General features: G+C 62.0%; 13 protein-coding genes. 8 read left to right on the plus strand and 5 right to left on the minus strand.

The annotated features are described in order from the left end of the window. The first annotated feature begins 4 nt into the window (after nt 1-4). The 4 genes from bamB to ACJ8PI_RS20350 all read left to right on the plus strand — a co-directional run bounded on the left by bamB (nt 5) and on the right by ACJ8PI_RS20350 (nt 4,098). Nucleotides 5-1,186: an outer membrane protein assembly factor BamB gene (gene bamB / locus ACJ8PI_RS20335; protein ID WP_047570924.1), complete on the plus strand. Its 1,182-nt coding sequence runs from the start codon at nt 5-7 to the stop codon at nt 1,184-1,186. 131 nt (nt 1,187-1,317) lie between these two features. Then, entirely contained in the window at nt 1,318-2,808 is a 1,491-nt protein-coding gene (gene der / locus ACJ8PI_RS20340; RefSeq protein ID WP_004941442.1) for a ribosome biogenesis GTPase Der, read from the plus strand. 99 nt (nt 2,809-2,907) lie between these two features. Continuing rightward, a complete protein-coding gene (locus ACJ8PI_RS20345; protein ID WP_033648913.1) occupies nt 2,908-3,864 on the plus strand; it encodes an AEC family transporter in 957 nt (318 codons plus the stop codon). Nucleotides 3,865-3,876: 12 nt separating this feature from the next. Beyond that, nucleotides 3,877-4,098 (plus strand): zinc ribbon domain-containing protein, encoded by a 222-nt coding sequence (locus ACJ8PI_RS20350; RefSeq protein ID WP_041036329.1) that lies wholly within the window; start codon nt 3,877-3,879, stop codon nt 4,096-4,098. A 4-nt stretch (nt 4,099-4,102) separates the two neighbouring features. Here the strand turns inward: ACJ8PI_RS20350 and ACJ8PI_RS20355 are convergent, their stop codons facing one another. From ACJ8PI_RS20355 to ACJ8PI_RS20365, 3 genes are all read right to left on the minus strand, one after another. Continuing rightward, nucleotides 4,103-4,444, minus strand: coding sequence for a protealysin inhibitor emfourin (locus ACJ8PI_RS20355; protein ID WP_033635587.1), 342 nt, complete (start codon nt 4,442-4,444; stop codon nt 4,103-4,105). After that, nucleotides 4,444-5,469 (minus strand): M4 family metallopeptidase, encoded by a 1,026-nt coding sequence (locus ACJ8PI_RS20360; protein ID WP_110593799.1) that lies wholly within the window; start codon nt 5,467-5,469, stop codon nt 4,444-4,446. The genes ACJ8PI_RS20355 and ACJ8PI_RS20360 overlap by 1 nt, the downstream gene beginning before the upstream one ends. Nucleotides 5,470-5,531: 62 nt before the next feature. After that, nucleotides 5,532-6,614, minus strand: coding sequence for a LacI family DNA-binding transcriptional regulator (locus ACJ8PI_RS20365; protein WP_164134628.1), 1,083 nt, complete (start codon nt 6,612-6,614; stop codon nt 5,532-5,534). A 358-nt stretch (nt 6,615-6,972) separates the two neighbouring features. Here ACJ8PI_RS20365 and ACJ8PI_RS20370 point away from each other — a divergent pair, with 358 nt between their 5' ends. Both ACJ8PI_RS20370 and ACJ8PI_RS20375 read left to right on the plus strand, forming a co-directional pair. Next, nucleotides 6,973-8,283 (plus strand): MFS transporter, encoded by a 1,311-nt coding sequence (locus ACJ8PI_RS20370; RefSeq protein WP_033635583.1) that lies wholly within the window; start codon nt 6,973-6,975, stop codon nt 8,281-8,283. Nucleotides 8,284-8,294: 11 nt separating this feature from the next. Then, a complete protein-coding gene (locus ACJ8PI_RS20375; RefSeq protein ID WP_164134629.1) occupies nt 8,295-10,661 on the plus strand; it encodes a glycoside hydrolase family 31 protein in 2,367 nt (788 codons plus the stop codon). A gap of 3 nt (nt 10,662-10,664) precedes the next feature. Here the strand turns inward: ACJ8PI_RS20375 and xseA are convergent, their stop codons facing one another. Continuing rightward, on the minus strand, nt 10,665-12,041 hold the full coding sequence (gene xseA, locus ACJ8PI_RS20380; protein ID WP_031299944.1) for an exodeoxyribonuclease VII large subunit: 1,377 nt from the start codon (nt 12,039-12,041) through the stop codon (nt 10,665-10,667). Between the two features lie 170 nt (nt 12,042-12,211). On the opposite strand from xseA, the gene guaB reads away from it, so the two are divergent. Further along, complete coding sequence (gene guaB / locus ACJ8PI_RS20385) at nt 12,212-13,675, plus strand: IMP dehydrogenase (protein WP_033635581.1); 1,464 nt, start codon at nt 12,212-12,214, stop codon at nt 13,673-13,675. A gap of 102 nt (nt 13,676-13,777) precedes the next feature. Beyond that, the gene (gene guaA, locus ACJ8PI_RS20390) at nt 13,778-15,355 is read left to right on the plus strand and encodes a glutamine-hydrolyzing GMP synthase (protein ID WP_039568517.1); all 1,578 of its coding nucleotides are present in this window, start codon (nt 13,778-13,780) and stop codon (nt 15,353-15,355) included. A gap of 271 nt (nt 15,356-15,626) precedes the next feature. On the opposite strand, the gene ACJ8PI_RS20395 is transcribed toward guaA, so the two are convergent. Beyond that, nucleotides 15,627-15,989 (minus strand): winged helix-turn-helix transcriptional regulator, encoded by a 363-nt coding sequence (locus tag ACJ8PI_RS20395; RefSeq protein WP_033635579.1) that lies wholly within the window; start codon nt 15,987-15,989, stop codon nt 15,627-15,629. Between the last annotated feature and the right edge of the window lie 3 nt (nt 15,990-15,992).

Below are 15,992 nucleotides of genomic sequence, written 5' to 3' on the forward strand. Positions count from 1 at the left end.
TCCCATGCAATTGCGTAAAACACTCTTGGTCGGACTGGTTTCCGCTGCCTTGCTGAGTGGTTGCTCGCTGTTTAACAGCGAAGAAGACGTGGTTACCATGTCGCCGTTGCCGAAAGTTGAAAATCAGTTTACGCCGAGCAAGGCGTGGAGCACCTCGGTGGGCGACGGCATCGGTGAGTATTACTCCCACCTGCGTCCGGCCTATCAGGACAGCACCATTTACGCCGCCGATCGCTTCGGCATCGTGAAAGCGATGGATGCCGACAGCGGCAATGAGAAGTGGAAGGTCAATCTCTCCGAGAAGACCGGTTTCTTCTCCAGCAACCTGTCTGCGCTGCTGTCCGGCGGCCTGACGGTCGCGGGTGACAAGGTTTACGTCGGCAGCGAAAAAGCGGTGGTTTACGCATTGAACACCGCCGACGGCGCCATCGCCTGGCAGACCAAAGTGGCCGGCGAAGCGATCTCCCGTCCGGTTGTCAGCGACGGCATGGTGTTGGTGCACACCTCCAACGGCATGCTGCAGGCGTTGAACGAAGCCGACGGCGCGGTGAAATGGACGGTTAACCTGGACATGCCTTCGCTGTCGCTGCGCGGTGAATCCGCGCCGGCCGTCGCCTTTGGCGCCGCCATCGTCGGCGGTGACAACGGCCGCGTCAGCGCCGTGCTGATGCAGCAGGGCCAACTGATCTGGCAACAGCGTATTTCTCAGCCGAGCGGCGCGACCGAAATCGATCGCCTGAACGACGTGGACACCACGCCGGTGATCGTTGACGGCGTGGTCTACGCGCTGGGCTACAACGGCAACCTGACGGCGCTGGATCTGCGTTCCGGCCAGATTATCTGGAAACGCGAGCTGGGTTCGGTGAACGATTTCATCGTCGACGCGGGCCGCATCTACCTGATCGACCAGAACGATCGCGTCGTCGCGCTCAGCACCGAAGGCGGCGTGACCGTGTGGACGCAGAGCGATCTGCTGCACCGCAACCTGACGCCGCCGGTGATGTATAATGGTTATCTGGTGACCGGTGACGCCGAAGGCTATCTGCACTGGATTAACACCACCGATGGCCGTTTTGTCGCCCAGCAGGAAGTGGACAGCTCCGGCTTCCTGTCTGCGCCGATGGTGGCCAGCGACAAGCTGATCATCCAGGCTCGCGGCGGGAAAGTTTACGCTTTCACCCGCTAACGCCGCTCGTCGCAAGGCTTGAAAACGGCTCCTGAATGTTCAGGGGCCGTTTCGTATTTTTATAAGCTGCACCGCTGGTGTCTATCCACAGTGCAGTAACGCATTGATTATTAAGTAATGAGGCTTCAACAATGATACCTGTCGTCGCGCTGGTCGGGCGCCCGAATGTGGGTAAATCCACCTTGTTCAACCGTTTAACCCATACGCGTGATGCGCTGGTGGCGGATTTCCCGGGGCTGACGCGTGACCGCAAGTATGGTCGTGCTGAAATCGAAGGCAATGAATTTATCATCGTCGATACCGGTGGTATCGACGGCACCGAAGACGGCGTTGAAACGCGCATGGCCGGTCAGTCGCTGCTGGCGATCGAAGAGGCGGACATCGTGCTGTTCATGGTCGACGCCCGCGCCGGCCTGATGCCGGCGGATCAGGGCATCGCCCAGCACCTGCGCAGCCGCCAGAAGGCGACCTTCCTGGTGGCCAACAAGACCGACGGTCTGGATCCTGACACCGCCACCGCCGATTTCTACTCGCTCGGCCTGGGTGAAGTGTTCGCTATCGCCGCTTCCCACGGCCGTGGCGTGACCCAACTGATCGAACACGTGCTGGTGCCGTTCGTGCCGGAAAAACCGGAAGACGTCGAGCTGACCGAGGAAGAGGCCAACGCCGCTTACTGGGCCGAGCAAAACGGCGAAACGCTGGAAGGCGAAGAAGACGAAGAGCCGGAAGAAGCGTTCAACCCGCAGGATTTGCCGATCAAGCTGGCGATCGTCGGCCGTCCTAACGTTGGTAAGTCTACGCTCACTAACCGTATCCTCGGCGAGGAGCGCGTGGTGGTGTATGACATGCCGGGCACTACCCGCGACAGCATCTACATTCCGATGGTGCGTGACGAACGCGAATACGTGCTGATCGACACCGCCGGGGTGCGTAAACGCGGCAAGGTGACTGAAACCGTCGAGAAGTTCTCGGTGATCAAGACCCTGCAGGCGATTGAAGACGCCAACGTGGTGCTGCTGGTGATCGACGCGCGTGAAGGCATCTCCGATCAGGATCTCTCGCTGCTCGGCTTTATCCTCAATAGTGGGCGCTCACTGGTGATTGCGGTCAACAAGTGGGACGGCATGAGTGAAGAAGATCGCGAGCACGTGAAAGAGATGCTCGACCTGCGTCTGGGCTTCGTTGACTTCGCGCGCGTGCACTTCATTTCCGCGCTGCACGGCAGCGGCGTCGGCAACCTGTTCGAATCGGTGCAGGAAGCCTACGAGTGCGCAACCCGCCGCGTAAACACCTCGATGCTGACCAAAATCATGCAGATGGCGGTTGACGATCACCAGCCACCGCTGGTGCGCGGCCGCCGTGTGAAGCTGAAATATGCTCACGCCGGCGGTTACAACCCGCCGATCGTGGTGATCCACGGCAACCAGGTCAGCGATCTGGCCGATTCGTACAAACGCTACCTGATGAACTACTTCCGCCGCTCGCTGAACGTGATGGGGACGCCGATCCGCATCCAGTTCAAAGAGGGCGACAACCCGTTCGCCGGCAAACGCAACCTGCTGACGCCGACCCAGATGCGTAAGCGCAAGCGCCTGATGAGCCACCTGAAAAAGAGCAAGTAATCGCTCATGAGGGGCGCGGCAGTGATGCCGCGCCCCTTTTTTATTGGCCCGAAATCGTTTTATTATCTGAAGATTACCTCGCCTGCCTGAAGGAACACCATGTCCTGGGAAACCTGGAGTTTTGCGTTTAACGTCACCGTGCCGAATCTGCTGATGATGCTGTTGGGGATCCTGCTGCGCCATTGGCGCCTGATGGATGACCGCTTCGTCGACGGCGCGACCCGCCTGGTGTTCAATCTGGCGCTGCCGTGCCTGCTGTTTTTCAGCATCGCCACCAACCATCCGCAGCTGCTCGGCAACCTGCCGCTGGTGCTGTTCGGCGCGGTCGGCACGCTGGCGACCTTCCTGCTCCTGGAGCTGGCCGCCAAGTGGCTGGTGAAAGAACCGCGTGAGCGCGGGGTGTTCGTGCAGGGCGGTTTCCGTGCCAATACCGCCATCGTTGGCCTGGCCTACGCCATGACCGCCTACGGCAGCGAAGGCATTGCGCTCGCTTCGCTGTACCTGACGGTGACGGTGATCCTGTTCAACATACTGTCGGTCATCACCCTCACGCGCAGCCTGCAGGGCGGGCAGGGCAAGAAAATCAGCCACCTGTCTTTGCTGCGCAGCATCGTTACCAACCCGCTGATCATCGGCCTGGTGTGCGGGCTGCTGTACGCGCAAACCGGGCTGGGCATCCCGACCGTGATCCGCCAGACCGGCAGCTATATCTCTGCGCTGTCGCTGCCGCTGGCGCTGCTGTGCACCGGCGCCAGCCTGGATTTTCGCGCCATGTTCCGCTCGTCCAACGTGGCGGCGCTGTCGTCGGCGGCCAAGCTGTTTCTGGTGCCGTGCCTGATGACGCTGGCCGGCTGGCTGTGCGGGTTTCAGGGGGCGGCGCTGGGCATTATCTTCCTGTTTTCCGCCACGCCGACCGCGTCGGGCAGCTATGTGATGACGCGCGCCATGGGCGGCAACGCCACGCTGGCGGCCAACATTATCGCCATCACCACCGTCGGTTCGTTCTTCACCACCGCGTTGGGGATCTATTTCTTGCGCTCATGGGGCGCGATTTAACCTGGAGTCGTTATGGAAGCGCACTGTCCGCAATGCCGTCAGACCATGAAGTGGGTAGCGGGTCACTACCATTGTGAAGCCTGCCAGCGCGATTATCGGCAGCTGGCGAGCTGCCCGGCGTGCGGGCAGCCGCTGCAAGAATTGAAAGCCTGCGGGGCGGTGGATTACCTGTGCCAGAACGGGCACGGGCTGATCTCCAAAAAACGGGTGAATTTCAGCTATCAGCCGCTGTAAGTCCTCACTCATCCACCTGGCCGGTTTTCCACAGATCCACCAGCGCCTGCGGCGCGCTGCTTTCCGGGATTAACAGCACGATCTCAGTGCTCAGGGTGGGGCTGGTGTAGTTGATTTGCACGCGGTAGTAGCGCTGGTCGCCGCAGCCGGGGGAGGTGGGCTGGCCTTCTTCCTGCGCATAGGGCAGCGTCTGGTTCAGCAACTGATTCAGGCGCTGCCGCTGCTCCGGCGTGATATCGGCCAGCGCGATGCGGCGCTGGCCCGCCAGTTTGGGAATGTAGGCAAAGCCTCCCTCGCGCGCCAGCTCAATGACCGTATCCTGATTGAGCGTCGGCAGCGGTTTCATTATTCCACCCCCACCTGATGCCAGGCTTGCTGCACCTTGTCCGCCACGCTCTGATCGAAACGCGCTAGCGCATGTTTCACCGTGGTGCGGGCGAAGGTGGCGAAGTCGGCGTTTTGCGGCAGCGCTTTGTCGCACACCGTGTCATACCAGACGTAACCGGCTTTCTCCCAGGCGAAGCCACCCAGCGCCGTCGCCGCCAGGTAGAAGGCGCGGTTGGGGATGCCGGAATTGAGGTGCACGCCGCCGTTGTCTTCCTTGGTCTGGATATAATCCTTCATGCTGGCGGGCTGCGGGTCTTTACCCAGCAGCGGATCGTCGTAGGCGGTGCCGGGTGCCGACATCGAGCGCAGCCCTTTGCCTTTGATGCCCTTGGCGAGCAGCCCGGCGCCGATCAGCCAGTCGGCTTTATCGGCGGTTTGCTGCAGGTGGAACTGCTTGACCAACGAGCCGAATACGTCGGACAACGACTCGTTGAGCGCCCCGGACTGCTGGTAGTAGATCAACCCGGCTTCGCTCTCGGTCACGCCGTGCGCCAGCTCGTGGCCGACCACGTCGATGGCGATGGTGAAACGGTTGAAGATCTCGCCGTCGCCGTCGCCGAACACCATCTGCTGGCCGTTCCAGAAGGCGTTCTGGTACTCCTTGCCGTAGTGTACGCTGCCGACCAGCGGCAGCCCCTGGTTATCCAGTGAATTGCGGCGGTAGGCCTGCCAGAAGAAATCGTAGGTGACGCCGAGATAGTCGTAGGCTTCGTCCACCGCCACGTCGTGGTTGCTGGGCTGGCCCTCTTTGCGCACCTGTTTGCCGGGCAACTGGGTGCCGTTCTGGGCGTCGTAGATATCGCGGAGCGCTTCACCGGCTCGGGCGTTTTTCTCGGTCGGCGAACGCAGCGGCTTGTTGCCGAGCAGGCTTTGCACGTGGTTCAGCGTGTGCAGCGCGCAGTCGCGCTGCGGGGCGTTGCCGTGTTCAATGATGCGGCGCAGCATGTAGGGAGGAATGACGGAACGCATGCGCTGGGCTGGCATAGTGGCTCTCCTTAGGCAAAAATTTTACCTCATCGAATGAATGCACTGTGCCTAAGTGTAGCCTACTCGTCATAAAGCCTGTGGTCATGCGTGCTCACCGCCGGCGCGGTCTTGTGCGGGCTGATGCGTCGCACCGAGGCGCGCACCGCCAGCCGGCCGTGCAGCAGCAGATTGCACGGCGGCGCGTCGGCGCGCAGCATGCGCCGCTGCAGCAGCTGGATCGCCTCGTAACCCAGTTCGTCGCGCGGCACCTGCACCGAGGTCAGCGGCACATCGTGGATTTCCGCCAGATTGAAGCCGTCGGTGCTCATCACCGAGACGTCACCCGGCACGCTCAGCCCCCGCTTGTTGAGCGCTTTGACCGCCCCGACCGCCATGTAGTCACCGCCGGCCAGGATCGCCGTCGGCAGCGGGGAGTGGCCATGGAGGCCGTCGAGATAGGTGGTCAGCGCCTGCTCGGCCTCTTCGCCGCCGAAGCCGGAGGTGGTGATCAGATGGCGGCCGTCGTCGAACGGCAGATGATGCCGGGCGTAGGCCTGGCGGATGCCCGCCAGCCGCAGCTCCATGGTGTGGCGGCGCAGACACTGCAGATTGAGGATATGGCTGTGCCCCTGCTGGAACAGGTAGCTGGCGGAGTAATCGCCGATCAGCTGATGGTCCGGCGAGACGCTGTCCAGCCGCATCTGCCGATCGCTGCAGTTGATCAGCACGCAGGGCTTGTGCAGATCGGCGGCCAGGGTGTGGATATGCTCGTCGTCGATGCCGATGATCAGCGCCGCTTCGGTGTGCGGGTCGCTCATCTTTTCCAGAAACAGCGCGCCGTCGCTGTGTTGCTCTTCCAGCCCGCAGTAGCGGATGCGCACCTCGTGCTCCATCAGCGCGGCGGCGATACCCTGAATGACCTTGTAGTAGAAGATGTCGGTGCGCACGTCGAACGCGCGCTGCGGCGCGAACACCATCACGTTGTTCAGCATCAGTCGGCCGCTGGAAATGCCCTGCAGAATGCCGTTTTGCTGCGCACAGTCCAGCACCTTGCGGCGCGCCTCGGCGCTGGTGTTGGCCTTGCCCGCCAGCACGCGGGAAACGGTGCTGATCGACAGCCCGGTTTGGCGAGCGATCTCCTGAATTTTCAGCTTTCCGTTCATTCTGTGATCTCCTTCAAATTCGTCCGTGAGAATATTTTCATTGCAGATTTTCAGCGTCTTGACCGGATTTCTTGGTCATTATGACTATTTTTTCACCCGCCTGTGAAAATCTTTGCAAAAAACAGCGTTTCGCTGCGCGCTCTCGCTGAGTAGTCTGCATTGGTACACCAATTTTAGCGACATGTCAGTCCAATTTTAACGGTGTGCGAAAATGAAAACAAAAATAAATCATGGGGTTGTGATTGTCTGTCGGCCAATGATATGGCGCCGACCCGTTTTCACCGCCCCGTGTTTGATAGCACAACGTACCCTACCAAAACGCGCGTCGCCGTAGCCGGCGGCCGCGGGGAGAGAACCGATGAGTGTGGAGATCAATCAGGCGGTCGCGCAGAGCGGCCGGCGCAAGTTCAAATCGCTGCGCTGGTGGATGCTGGCGCTGTTCTTGCTGGGCGTCACGGTCAACTACATCACCCGCAACTCGCTGGGCATTCTGGCGCCGGAGCTGAAAACCAGCCTGAACATGAGCACCGAGCAATATGCCTGGGTGGTGGCGTCGTTCCAGCTGGCTTACACGGTGTTTCAGCCGATCTGCGGCTGGCTGATCGACGTTATCGGCCTGAAGATGGGCTTTCTGATCTGCGCCGGCATCTGGGCGGTGGTGTGCATGCTGCACGCCGGCGCCGGCAGCTGGCTGCAACTGGCCATTCTGCGTTTCTTCATGGGGGGCGCGGAGGCGGCGGCCACCCCGGCCAACGCCAAGGCGATCTCCGACTGGTTTCCGAAGAAGGAGCGCCCGATCGCCGCCGGCTGGGCGGGCGTCGGTTTCTCCATCGGCGCCATGCTGGCGCCGCCGATCATCGTCATCGCTCACGTCTCTTTCGGCTGGCAGGGCGCCTTCCTGTTCTCCGGCGGGCTGGCGCTGATCTGGGTGGTGCTGTGGTGGCTGTTCTACCACTCGCCGCAGCAGCACCCGAACCTCAGCCAGCAAGAGCTGGATCTGATCCGCGAAGACAACGAACCGGTGCTGCCTAAGCTGCCGTTCCTCACCTCGCTGGCCAGCCTGTGCAAGAACAAGAAGTTTTACGGCATCGCCATCCCGGCCTTTCTCGCCGAGCCGGCCTGGGCGGTATTCAGCTTCTGGGTGCCGCTGTACCTGGCCACCGAACGCGGCATGGATCTGAAACAGATCGCGATGTTCGCCTGGCTGCCGTTTCTGGCGGCGGATATCGGCAGCGTCGCCAGCGGCTATCTCACCACCCTGTACCGCAAATGGTTCGGCTGCAGCCGCGTCAACTCGGTGGTCGCCAGCTCGGTGACCGGCGCTTTCCTGATGGTGTCGCTGGCGTTCGTGGCGATCACCCAAGATCCCTATGTGGCGATCGCGCTGATCTCGATCGGCGGCTTCGGCCACCAGGTGATCTCCTGCATGCTCAGCGCGCTGGTGGTGGAGTCGTTCGATAAAAACCAGATGGCGACGGTCAACGGCATGCGCGGATCCAGCGCCTGGATCGCCAGCTTCCTGTTCACGCTGCTGATCGGCGCGGTATCCGACACCATCGGCTTCAACCCGCTGTTCATCGCCATGGGCTTCTTCGATCTGATCGGTGCCCTGTTCCTGATTGCCCTGATCGCCGAACGCGGCGGTAAGAAAACACCTTCACACAGCTAAGTGGAATGCTTATGAAAACCTTGAAAAACTGGACGCTGGCGGCGCAGCATGCCGACCACGTTGAGCTGCTGGTCGATGAACGCCACCGTTTCTGCCTGTACGTGCTGGAAGACGGTCTGTTCCGCGTGTTGATCAAACGTGAGGGCGAACTGGCGCTGGATCGTACCTGGAGCATCGCGCCGCAGGAAGATGTGCCCTGGGAGGGGCGCGATCGGCTCAGCGTCGCCGGCTTCAGCCTGCCGGGCTACCAGCTGCGCCAGGAGGGCGATCGGCTGGTGGTCAGCACGCCGCTGCTGCGCGTGACGGTGCATCAGCCGCTGTGGCTGGAATGGGAATATTGCAACGCCGCCGGCGAATGGCGGCCGCTGGCGGCGGATCGGCCGACCAGCGCCTACCTGCTCAATGCGCACGGCGACGGCGTGGCGCACTATCAGCGGCGTTTCGCCGATGAGCGTTATTACGGCCTGGGGGAGAAGGCCGGCGATCTGGAGCGCACCGGCCGCCGCTTCGAAATGCGCAACCTGGACGCCATGGGCTACAACGCCGCCAGCACCGATCCGCTGTACAAGCACATTCCGTTCACCATCACCCGCGGGCCGGAGGCGAGCTTCGGCCTGTTTTACGACAACCTGAGCAGCTGCTGGTTGGATCTGGGCAACGAGATCGACAACTACCACGCGGCCTATCGCCGCTATCAGGCCGAAGCGGGCGATCTGGATTACTACCTGTTCCTCGGGCCGAAGGTCTTGGACGTCACTAAGGCCTTCGTGCGCCTGACCGGCCGCACCCACTTCGGACCGAAGTGGAGCCTGGGCTACAGCGGCTCGACCATGCACTACACCGACGCGCCGGATGCCCAGCAGCAGCTGCAGCAGTTCATCGCGCTGTGCCGTCAACACGCCATTCCCTGCGACTCTTTCCAGCTGTCGTCGGGCTACACCTCGATCAACAACAAGCGCTACGTGTTCAACTGGAACTACGACAAGGTGCCGCAGCCCAAGCAACTGAGCCAGGCGTTTCACGACGCCGGCCTCAGGCTGGCGGCCAACATCAAGCCGTGCCTGCTGCAGGATCACCCGCAGTATCAGGAGGTGGCGGCGCAGGGGCTGTTTATCCGCGATTCGCAAAGCGACGCGCCCGAGCGCTCCAGCTTCTGGGACGACGAAGGATCGCACCTCGACTTCACCAACCCGGCGGCGGTGCGCTGGTGGCAGCGGGGCGTCACGCAGCAGCTGCTGGAGATGGGCATCGACTCGACCTGGAACGACAACAACGAGTACGAAGTGTGGGACGGCGAAGCGCGCTGCCACGGCTTCGGGCGGCCAATCGCCATCAAGCACATCCGCCCGGTGATGCCGCTGCTGATGATGCGTGCCTCGATGGAGGCCCAGCAGCGCTTCGCGCCGCAGAAGCGGCCGTATCTGATCTCGCGCTCCGGCTGCGCCGGCATGCAGCGCTACGTGCAGACCTGGAGCGGCGACAACCGCACCAGCTGGCAGACGCTGCGCTACAACATCCGCATGGGGCTGGGCATGAGCCTGTCCGGGCTGTATAACCTTGGCCACGACGTCGGCGGCTTCTCGGGCGACAAACCGGATGCGGAGTTGCTGGTGCGCTGGGTGCAAAACGGCGTGATGCATCCGCGTTTCACCATCCACTCCTGGAACGACGACGCCACGGTCAACGAGCCCTGGATGTACCCGGCCGCCACCCCGGCGGTGCGCGAGGCGATCAACCTGCGTTACCGACTGCTGCCGTATTTCTACACGCTGTTGTGGCAGGCCTGCGCCGACGATGAGCCGATGCTGCGCCCGACCTTTCTCGATCATGAACAGGATGCGCGCACCTTCGGCGAGAACGACGATTTTCTGATCGGCCGCGATCTGCTGGTGGCCAGCGTGGTGGAGCCGGGGCAGCGCCGGCGTTCGGTGTATCTGCCGGACAACGGCGAAGGCTGGTACTGCTTCTACAGCGGCCAATGGTTCGGCGGCGGCCAGACGGTGACGCTGGCGGCGCCGCTGGAGCGTTTGCCGCTGCTGGTACGCGCCGGGGCGGCGCTGCCGCTGTCGCAGCGGCTGGCGCATGTGGACGTGGCCGCCGACGATCGGCGCGAGCTGCGGCTGTTTCCGCTCAAGGGCTGCGGCGCAAGCAGCGGGCTGTTGTTTGAGGACGACGGTGAAAGCGAGGGCTGGCGACAGGGCGATGCGCTGTGGCTGCGTTGGGAAATGCGCTGCGACCATCAGCGCATCATGCTGGATATCACGACGGAAGGGCGTTTCCGCCCGGCCTGGCACACGTTGGCGCTCAGCCTGCCGGAAGGCGAAATGCGCGCGCTGTGGGTGAACGGCGAACCGGGCGAGCGTTTTACGCTGGAGTAGGGGTTACTCGGCCGCGCGTTTCTTGCGCGGCTTCTTGGCGACGGTGATGGTTTTCACCTCGCTTTCCACCCAGCCATCCTGCAGGCGGGTTTTCAGCAGTTCGCCGACCTGCGCCTGCTTGGTGGTTTTCAGCAGCTCGCCGCGCGGAGTTTGCGTCACGCTGTAGCCGCGCGCCAGCGTCGCCAGCGGGCTGACGGTTTCCAGCTGGCTGCAGGCCACGCCGAAGCGCTGGCGGTAGGCGTTGAGCTGCCGCTCCATCGCCTGCTGCAGACGGTATTCTTGCTGCTGCACGCGCTGTTGGTAGCGGTGAATGCGGCCCTGCGGCTGCACCTGCGCCAGCCGCTGCTGGGCGCGTTCGCTGCGGCGGGCGGCCAGGCGCAGCTGTTGCTGCATGCCGTCTTCCATCCGGCGCTGCAGCTTGAACAGCAGCGTCTGCTGGCGCGCCAGGCGCAGATGCGGATGCTGCTGCTGTAAACGGTGGTGAATGCGGGTGAACTGCTGCTGGCGCTGCGCCAGATAGTAATCCATCGCCATCTCCAGCCGCTGCTGCTGCGACTGCAGCTGGCGCAACAGCTCAAGCTGATTGCGGCTGACCAGTTCGGCGGCGGCGGAAGGGGTCGGCGCGCGCAGATCGGCGACGAAGTCGGCGATGGTGACGTCGGTTTCATGGCCGACGGCGCTGACGATCGGAATGCGGCTGGCGAAGATCGCCCGCGCCACGCGTTCGTCGTTGAAGCTCCACAGATCCTCCAACGAACCGCCGCCGCGGCCGACGATCAATACGTCGCATTCGTCGCGGCGGTTGGCGGCCTCGATGGCGCGCACGATCTGCATCGGCGCTTCCGCGCCCTGCACCGAGGTGGGGTAGATGACGATCGGCAATGACGGATCGCGCCGCTGCAATACCTGCAGAATATCGTGCAGCGCCGCGCCGCTGGCGGAGGTGATCACCCCGACGCGTTTGGCCGGGGCGGGCAGCGGCTGCTTGAACTGCTGATCGAACAGCCCTTCGGCGCTCAGGCGCTGTTTCAGCTGCTCGAACTGTTGCTGCAGCAGGCCGTCGCCGGCGGGCTGCATGCTCTCGGCGATCAGCTGGTAGTCGCCGCGCGGTTCATACAGCGTGATGCTGGCGCGCACCAAAACCTGCTGGCCGTTTTGCGGCCGGAAGGTGACGCGGCGGTTGCTGTTGCGGAACATCGCGCAGCGCACCTGGGCGCGATCGTCTTTCAGCGTGAAATACCAGTGGCCGGAGGCGGGCTGGGAGAGGTTGGAGATCTCGGCGGAGAGCCAAATCTGCCCCATTTCCATTTCCAGCAGTTGGCGAACCGTCTGATTGAGGCGGCTTACGGTAAAAATGGAAGGCGAAACAGGTAGCGACATGTGACCCAGATCAAATTTCAAAACAATCACTTAATTGGTCGATACTACATGGCTGAAAAAGGTAATCAAGACTTTTTGTAAGAAAGTGCTGGAGGCAACCGATTCCGCTCTGTATAATGCCGCGGCAATATTTTATCTTTTTCACAGCCCACCCTGGTGAGATATTGCCCATGCTACGTATCGCTAAAGAAGCTCTGACGTTTGACGACGTCCTCCTGGTTCCAGCCCACTCCACGGTTCTGCCTAACACCGCAGAGCTCGGCACCCAACTGACCAAAACCATCCGCCTGAACATCCCTATGCTGTCCGCAGCCATGGATACCGTTACCGAATCCGGCCTGGCCATCGCGCTGGCGCAGGAAGGCGGCCTGGGCTTCATCCACAAAAACATGTCCATCGAGCGCCAGGCTGAAGAAGTCAGCCGCGTGAAGAAGCATGAAAGCGGCGTAGTTACCGACCCGCAGACCGTTACCCCATCCACCACGCTGCAGGAAGTGAAAGAGCTGACCGCGCGCAATGGCTTCGCCGGTTACCCGGTCGTCACCGAAGACAACGAGCTGGTCGGCATCATCACCGGCCGCGACGTGCGCTTCGTGACCGATCTGACCCAGCCGGTCACCGCGGTCATGACGCCAAAAGATCGCCTGGTCACCGTGAAAGAAGGTGAAGCGCGCGACGTGGTGCTGCAGAAGATGCACGAAAAGCGCGTAGAAAAAGCGCTGGTGGTGGACGACAGCTTCCACCTGCTGGGCATGATCACCGTTAAAGACTTCCAGAAAGCGGAACGCAAACCGAACGCCTGTAAAGACGAGCACGGCCGTCTGCGCGTGGGCGCGGCCGTCGGCGCCGGCGCCGGCAACGAAGAGCGCGTTGACGCGCTGGTGGCGGCAGGCGTTGACGTCCTGCTGATCGACTCCTCGCACGGCCACTCCGAAGGCGTGTTGCAGCGCATCCGCGAAACCCGCGCCAAATACCCGGATCTGCAGATCGTCGGCGGCAACGTCGCGACCGCAGCGGGCGCCAAAGCGCTGGCTGAAGCCGGCGTGAGCGCGGTGAAAGTCGGTATCGGCCCTGGCTCCATCTGTACTACCCGCATCGTGACCGGCGTGGGCGTACCGCAGATCACCGCCATCGCCGACGCGGTGGAAGCGCTGGAAGGCACCGGCATCCCGGTTATCGCCGACGGCGGCATCCGCTTCTCCGGCGACATCGCCAAAGCGATCGCCGCGGGCGCATCCTGCGTGATGGTCGGCTCCATGCTGGCGGGCACCGAAGAATCCCCGGGCGAAATCGAGCTGTATCAGGGCCGTTCGTTCAAATCTTACCGCGGCATGGGCTCTCTGGGCGCGATGTCCAAAGGCTCTTCCGACCGTTACTTCCAGACCGATAACGCCGCCGACAAACTGGTGCCGGAAGGTATCGAAGGCCGCGTCGCCTATAAAGGCATGCTGAAAGCCATCGTGCACCAGCAGATGGGCGGCCTGCGCTCCTGCATGGGCCTGACCGGCTGCGCCACCATCGACGATCTGCGCACCAAGGCGGAGTTCGTGCGCATCAGCGGCGCCGGCATTCAGGAAAGCCACGTGCACGACGTGACCATCACCAAAGAGTCGCCGAACTACCGCATGGGCTAATGCCTTAACCTCTCCTGAGTGAGAGGCCGGGGTGGGGCGTTAAGCCCCATCCCGAAACACACATTTTCGCTCTTTTTCTCTTGTTGCTGGAATTCGCCTCACATGACACAAAATATCCATAAGCATCGCATCCTGATACTGGACTTCGGTTCGCAATACACCCAACTGGTCGCCCGCCGCGTGCGCGAAATCGGCGTTTACTGCGAACTGTGGGCCTGGGACGTTAGCGAAGAGCAGATCCGCGAATTCAATCCAAGCGGCATCATCCTCTCCGGTGGCCCGGAAAGCACCACCGAAGCCGGCAGCCCGCGCGCCCCAGACTATGTGTTCAACGCCGGTGTGCCTGTGCTGGGCGTGTGCTACGGCATGCAGACCATGGCGATGCAGCTGGGTGGCCATGTGCAGGGTTCCACCGAACGCGAGTTTGGCTACGCGCAGGTGGAAATCGTCAAAGAGAGCGCGCTGCTGCGCGACATCGAAGACGCCATCAGCCCGGCCGGCAAACCGCTGCTGGACGTGTGGATGAGCCACGGCGACAAAGTGACCGCGATCCCGTCCGACTTCGTGACCGTCGCCAGCACCGACACCTGCCCGTTCGCCATTATGGCCAACGAAGAAAAACGCTTCTACGGCGTGCAGTTCCACCCGGAAGTGACCCACACCCGTCAGGGCCAGCGCATGCTGGAGCGCTTCGTACTGGACATCTGCCAGTGTGAAGCCCTGTGGACCCCGGCCACCATCATCGAAGATGCGGTCGAGCGCATCCGCGAGCAGGTGGGTGAAGACCACGTGATCCTCGGCCTGTCCGGCGGCGTCGACTCCTCCGTGACCGCGATGCTGCTGCACCGCGCCATCGGCAAACGCCTGACCTGCGTGTTCGTCGATAACGGCCTGCTGCGCCTGAACGAAGCCAAGCAGGTAATGGAAATGTTCGGCGACCACTTCGGTCTGAACATCGTGCACGTCGAGGCGGAAAACCGCTTCCTGACCGCACTGGCGGGCGTGGACGAGCCGGAAGCCAAGCGCAAGATCATCGGCCGCGTGTTCGTTGAAGTGTTCGACGAAGAAGCCTGCAAGCAAGAGCAGGTGAAATGGCTGGCACAGGGCACCATCTACCCGGACGTGATCGAATCCGCCGCTTCCGCCACCGGCAAAGCGCACGTGATCAAGTCGCACCACAACGTGGGCGGCCTGCCGAAAGAGATGAAGCTGGGCCTGGTCGAGCCGCTGAAAGAGCTGTTCAAAGACGAAGTGCGCAAGATCGGCCTGGAGCTGGGCCTGCCGTACGACATGCTGTTCCGTCACCCGTTCCCGGGCCCAGGTCTGGGCGTGCGCGTGCTGGGCGAAGTGAAGAAAGAGTACTGCGATCTGCTGCGCCGCGCCGACGCCATCTTCATCGAAGAACTGCACAAGGCCGACCTGTACAACAAAGTCAGCCAGGCGTTCACCGTGTTCCTGCCGGTGCGTTCGGTCGGCGTGATGGGCGACGGCCGCAAATACGACTGGGTGGTCTCCCTGCGTGCGGTAGAAACCATCGACTTCATGACCGCGCACTGGGCGCACCTGCCGTATGACTTCCTCGGCCGCGTCTCCAACCGCATCATCAACGAAGTGGACGGCATCTCCCGCGTAGTGTACGACATCAGCGGCAAGCCGCCGGCGACGATTGAGTGGGAGTGATTTGACACTTCCCTCAGCCTGTTTGTAACTAGGCCGAAGTGACTGAAACCCTCTGTTTTTACAGAGGGTTTTCTTTATATGGCCATATCTTTTCTGCCTGGTTCCAGCCATGAGTAAAGCCGAACATTGTTTGTGGCCTAAATCTGGCCTATGTTCGGACCTTGGCATGATTGATAGCGCCTGGGGGCATGAAGAAAGTAGAGACCATCGGCTACGTTAAAAAGAGCGCGGCCACGCTCGATCTCTCTGAACCTATCTATAGAGGATCGCATTACTCGTCCTGCTCATCATACTTGCGTTGGCACTCCTGAATCGCCTCAATATTCCCCAATGTCCAGTCGAACAGTATCGAGAACGGCCCCTGCAGGGATTTGCCAAGCGGCGTCAGCGAATACTCGACGCCAAGCACTCGCCCATCCAACACTTTGCGATGCACCATGCCGTTGCGTTCCAGTTTGCGCAGGGTCTGGGTCAGCACGCGTTGCGTGACGCCATCCAGACGGCGCTTGATGGCGTTGAAACGCTGCGGCTCGCGCAGCACTTCCAGCACCATCATGGACCATTTATCTGCAATCTGATCGAGCACGATGCGGCTCGGGCAGTCGGCGCGGTAAACAACATCGGTCTTATCCATCGG

The sequence above is a fragment of the Serratia sp. CY82433 genome, assembly GCF_052166535.1.
GTDB classification, from domain to species: Bacteria; Pseudomonadota; Gammaproteobacteria; order Enterobacterales; family Enterobacteriaceae; genus Serratia; species Serratia sarumanii.